The sequence below is a fragment of the Microbacterium sp. zg.Y909 genome, from assembly GCF_024626565.1.
In genome coordinates this window covers 1-4,278 of the sequence record NZ_JANJFJ010000375.1, presented here as the reverse complement: position 1 = coordinate 4,278, position 4,278 = coordinate 1, and the positions used below count along the sequence as shown (strand labels likewise).

The following is a 4,278-nucleotide window of genomic DNA, read 5'->3' as shown; positions in this document are numbered from 1 at the left end:
GTTCGACTCCCCCTCGGTCGATGCCGTCTGGCTCGATCCCGCCCGGCGCACCCCCGGGCACACCGAGACGACGCGCGTGGGCGCCGCCGAGTGGTCGCCACCGTTGGAGTGGGTCTTCCACCTCGGAGAGCGCACGCCGGCCGGCATCAAACTCGGCCCCGCCTTCGACCGTTCGCTGCTGCCGTCCCGCGCAGAAGCGCAGTGGATCAGCGTCGATGGATCGACCATCGAGCTGGTCGTGTGGACGGGGCCCCTCGCCCGCACCGGTGTGCATCGGGCCGCCCTGGTGATCCGTGGCGACTCGGCCCACGAACTGACCGCGGCGGCGGACACCCCGGACGAGCCGGTGCGTCCGCTCGGCACCTACGTGCACGAGCCCGACGGCGCCGTCATCCGCGCCCGCCTCATCGGCGAGGTCGCGCGTCGACTCGAGGCCGGCATGCTGGCACCGGGCATCGCCTATCTCACCGGCGACGCGGCGCTCACGAGCCCGTTCGTGTCGACCTTCAAGGTGCGCGAGCGACTGCCCGCCGATGTGAAGGGTCTCGCCAAGGCCCTTCGCCAGCGGGACATCGGCACGCTCGAGATCAAGAAGCGCGGCGTCGACGTCGACCCCGCCGTGCTGCGCACCAAGCTCAAGCTCTCAGGGAGCGGATCGGCGACGCTGCTGCTCACCCGTGTCGGCAGCAGCAGGCTGGCACTCCTCGCCGACCGCGTGGACTGAGCGCGAGGGCTGCGGGCTCGGCGCCGGGCGACCGGAAGCGCCGATTCAGACTGTCTGGATCGCGGCGTCAGGCGAAGATGTTCGCGGTGTTGGCGGCCCAGACGAGCCATCCGGCGCTGTACAGCACCGAGAGCAGCGCGAGCACGAGCGCCCACAGCGCGATGGAGCGGCTCTCGAGGGGTCGGCGCAGCGCGATGACCGCGGTCACGGCGGCGGCCACCCCGATGGGGAAGCCCCACCCGACGAACCACGAGATCACCAGCCCCGCGATCGCGAATCCGAGCGCCCAGGCCGCAATCCCCACGACGGGGCGCTGCGGCTCGATCCAGGCATAGACCGCACCGGTGTCGCTCAGCGCCTCGCGCTCGGCCTGGTTCATGCCGTCGGCGACGTCGACCTCGACCGGCGCAGTGGGGAGCCGCTGGAAGCCGCCGCGGTGCTCGCCGGGCAGGCGCGGCGCCTCGTCTGCGGCCACCACGTCGGGAGAGGGCTCCTCGACCCGAGGACGCGGCCGCGGCCGCAGTGGCGGTGCGGCAGGCGGGGGCCCTGCGGCATCCAGTCGCTCGTCGCTCACGCCGGCACCTCCTCGGCGACCTGGATCTCGGTGACGGGAAGCGTCGAGTCGGCGCCGAACGCCAGCGACGAGGGTGGCCGGCCCGCGCTGATCAGCTCGGCGGCGAGCCCGGCGATCATCGCGCCGTTGTCGGTGCAGAGGCTGAGCGGCGGAATGCGCACCGTCACCCCCGCCTCGGCGGCGCGGGCCAGCGCGACCTCCCGCAGCCGCCGGTTGGCGATGACACCGCCGCCCAGCAGCAGGCGGGGGACGTCGTGACGGGCGCAGGCATCGAGCGCCTTCGTGACGAGCACGTCGACGACGGCTTCGCGGAAGGATGCCGCGACGTCGGCCGTGGGCACGGGCTCCCCCGCCGCCTCGCGCTGCTCGGTCCAGCGGGCGACGGCGGTCTTCAGGCCCGAGAACGAGAAGTCGTAGCGGTGGTCCGCCATGTCGGACGCGCGGGACATCCCCCGCGGGAACCGGATCGCGTCCGGATCGCCGTCGGCCGCCGCCCGGTCGATCTCAGGGCCGCCGGGATAGGGGAGCCCGAGGATCCGCGCCACTTTGTCGAACGCCTCGCCGGCGGCGTCGTCGACGGTCTCCCCCAGCATCTCGACGTCGGTCGTGAGATCGCGCACCAGCAGCAGGGACGTGTGCCCGCCGCTGACCAGCAGGGCGACCGTGGGGTACTCCACCGCGTCACCGGTGAGCAGGTCGGCGGCGATGTGGCCGACGAGGTGGTTCACGGCGTAGAGCGGCTTTCCCAGACCCACGGCGAGCGCCTTCGCGGCCCCGATCCCGACCATGAGGGCACCGGCCAGGCCCGGGCCGCTGGTGACGGCGACCGCGTCGAGGTCGGCGAGGGTGACAGGGCGTCCCTCGGCGGCTGAGGCCTCGGCGAGCGCCCGCTCGATGGCCGGCTGCAGCGCCTCGAGGTGGGCGCGCGCGGCGATCTCGGGGACGACGCCGCCGTAGCGGGCGTGCTCGTCCATCGAGCTGGCGATGGTGTTGCTGAGCAGGTGCCGGCCGCGCACGATGCCGATGCCGGTCTCGTCGCAGCTGGTCTCGATGCCGAGCACCAGCGGGTCGTCGCGGTTCACGAGTGGTCCCTTCCGGGGTCGGCAGGGGCGGGGGCGGCGGCTGCGGACGGGTCGGTCGCGGCGCCGGTGGCCGCGCCGGTTGTCGCTGCTACCCAGGCCCGCAGGTCCAGTCGCATCACAACGGCGTCCACACCGTCGGGCTGGTAGTACGCAGGCCGCCGGCCGAGCTCGGTGAACCCCTCGGACACGTAGAGCGCGTGGGCCGTGGGGTTGTCCGCCCGCACCTCGAGGAAGACCTCGGCGACGCGACGCGTCACCGCCTCGTCCAGCAGAGCCCGCAGGAGCGCCCTGCCGTATCCGCGCCCCCGGGCGTCCTCGGCGATCGCGATGGTCTGCACGTCGGCATCCTTCGCCCCGTCGGGGGCGCGCAGCCCCGCATAGCCGACGAGGCGGCCTTGCTCTTCGAGCGCGAAGTAGCGACTGTGCGGCGAGGCGAGCTCGCCGCGCATCAGCGTCTCGCTCCAGGCGTCGGTGGGAAACGACGCGCGCTCGAGCGCCATGATCGCGTCGAGGTCGTCGACGTGGGCCGCGCGCAGGGTCATGCGCCGACCTTCTTGCGCGGCGCCGGCACCGACACGTCCGGCGAGCGCAGGTACAGCGGCTCCGATCCCGCGACCTCGCGGCCCGCCGCGATCGCGCGGGCGGCGACGAGGGCGAGCATCTGCGCGGGCACGGCCGCAGCGTCGTGGCGGCGGGCGCCGAGCTCGCCCAGGCGCGCGTCGAGGTCATCGCGCGGCACGAGGGCGGGGCCCACCGTGCGCACGGGCAGGCCGTCGTCGTCGAGGCCGTCGTAGACCGAGTAGGCGAACTCGCGGCGGCGGGCGTCGGTGACGACGGCGAATCGCGGGGTCTCCTCCCCCGCGATCGCGTCGGCCAGCAGCACCTCGAGCGCAACGGCGTCATGGCTGGCGACGGGGATCACCGGCACGCCCCGGGCCAGCGCGAACGCGGTCGCCGCGGCGATGCCGACGCGCAGACCTGTGAACGGCCCGGGCCCCATGCCCGCGGCGACATGCGTGACGGCGATCGGCTGCGCGGCGGTCGTGGCGCCCACGGGGCCCAGCGTCGCCTCGCCGAGCACGCGCTCGAGAAGGTCGCCGATCACCTCGGCGTGCGCGAGCGGGTTGGCGCTGGCGGCGGCCGCGCGCACGACCCCGTCGAGCTCGACGACGGCCAGAGCCGTGCCGAGCGAGGTGTCGATGCCGAGGATCACCGTTCCAGGCTACCCGCGCGTGCGCGCGGCATCCTCCCTTGCGCCGGCATCCCCACGGGCGTCGGGATCCTCGCCTGCGCCGGCACCCTCACGGGCGTCGGGAGACGACGACCCGGCGCGGGGTGTCGGCGTCGAGCTCCTCGGTGGCGCGCGAGACCGTGCCGCAGGCGGTGTCGACTCCGCGCCCGTGCCACTCGCGGTCGAGCTCGACCTCCCACCAGGTGTCGCGCAGGCCCGGCACCATGTCGCGGCCCCACTCGACGATGACGACCGACCCGTCGAGGTCGATGTCGAGGTCGTCCAGCTCCGCCGCCGAGCCCAGCCGGTAGGCGTCGACGTGCACGAGCGGGGGGCCGTCGACGAGCGACGGGTGGGTGCGCGCAATGACGAAAGTGGGGCTCTGCACGGGGCCGCGGACGCCCAGTCCCGCCGCGATGCCGCGGGTCAGCGTCGTCTTGCCCGCCCCCAGCGCTCCGGTGAGCACGACGAGGTCGCCCGCCCGCAGCGCGCGGCCGAAGTCGCGGCCGAGGGCCTCCATGTCGGCCGGCGACGAGATCTCCCGCTCGCCGAGGAACGCGTCCAACCCGGTCACGCCGTCACCTCGCGGCGCGGCACGCGCGAACCGATGCGCGTGACGATCTCGTAGTTGATGGATCCGGATGCCGTGCCCCACTCGTCGGCGGCG

The 4,278-nt window shown here is 74.3% G+C and carries 6 protein-coding genes; 1 reads left to right on the top strand and 5 read right to left on the bottom strand.

Going from position 1 to position 4,278, the window contains the following annotated elements:
- Positions 1-724: THUMP-like domain-containing protein (locus NQ160_RS19555; protein WP_441338270.1), on the top strand; the 724-nt coding region annotated here is incomplete at its 5' end.
- Positions 725-791: 67 nt separating this feature from the next.
- Here NQ160_RS19555 and NQ160_RS19550 read toward each other — a convergent pair.
- The 5 genes from NQ160_RS19550 to tsaE form a co-directional block, all read right to left on the bottom strand.
- Positions 792-1,298 carry a hypothetical protein gene (locus NQ160_RS19550; protein WP_257516779.1) on the bottom strand — a complete coding sequence of 169 codons (507 nt, stop codon included), beginning with the start codon at positions 1,296-1,298 and terminating at the stop codon, positions 792-794.
- Positions 1,295-2,380: a tRNA (adenosine(37)-N6)-threonylcarbamoyltransferase complex transferase subunit TsaD gene (gene tsaD, locus NQ160_RS19545; RefSeq protein WP_257516778.1), complete on the bottom strand. Its 1,086-nt coding sequence runs from the start codon at positions 2,378-2,380 to the stop codon at positions 1,295-1,297. The genes NQ160_RS19550 and tsaD overlap by 4 nt, the downstream gene beginning before the upstream one ends.
- Complete coding sequence (rimI, locus tag NQ160_RS19540; protein ID WP_257516777.1) at positions 2,377-2,922, bottom strand: ribosomal protein S18-alanine N-acetyltransferase; 546 nt, start codon at positions 2,920-2,922, stop codon at positions 2,377-2,379. The genes tsaD and rimI overlap by 4 nt, the downstream gene beginning before the upstream one ends.
- Complete coding sequence (tsaB, locus tag NQ160_RS19535) at positions 2,919-3,593, bottom strand: tRNA (adenosine(37)-N6)-threonylcarbamoyltransferase complex dimerization subunit type 1 TsaB (RefSeq protein WP_257516776.1); 675 nt, start codon at positions 3,591-3,593, stop codon at positions 2,919-2,921. The genes rimI and tsaB overlap by 4 nt, the downstream gene beginning before the upstream one ends.
- 88 nt (positions 3,594-3,681) lie before the next feature.
- The gene (tsaE, locus tag NQ160_RS19530; protein WP_257516775.1) at positions 3,682-4,185 is read right to left on the bottom strand and encodes a tRNA (adenosine(37)-N6)-threonylcarbamoyltransferase complex ATPase subunit type 1 TsaE; all 504 of its coding nucleotides are present in this window, start codon (positions 4,183-4,185) and stop codon (positions 3,682-3,684) included.
- Positions 4,186-4,278: the final 93 nt, after the last annotated feature.

What these genes read in the sequence shown, in the direction of transcription:
- rimI (WP_257516777.1), bottom strand. Translation starts at nt 2,922, where the DNA reads ATGACCCTGCGCGCGGCCCACGTCGACGACCTCGACGCGATCATGGCG.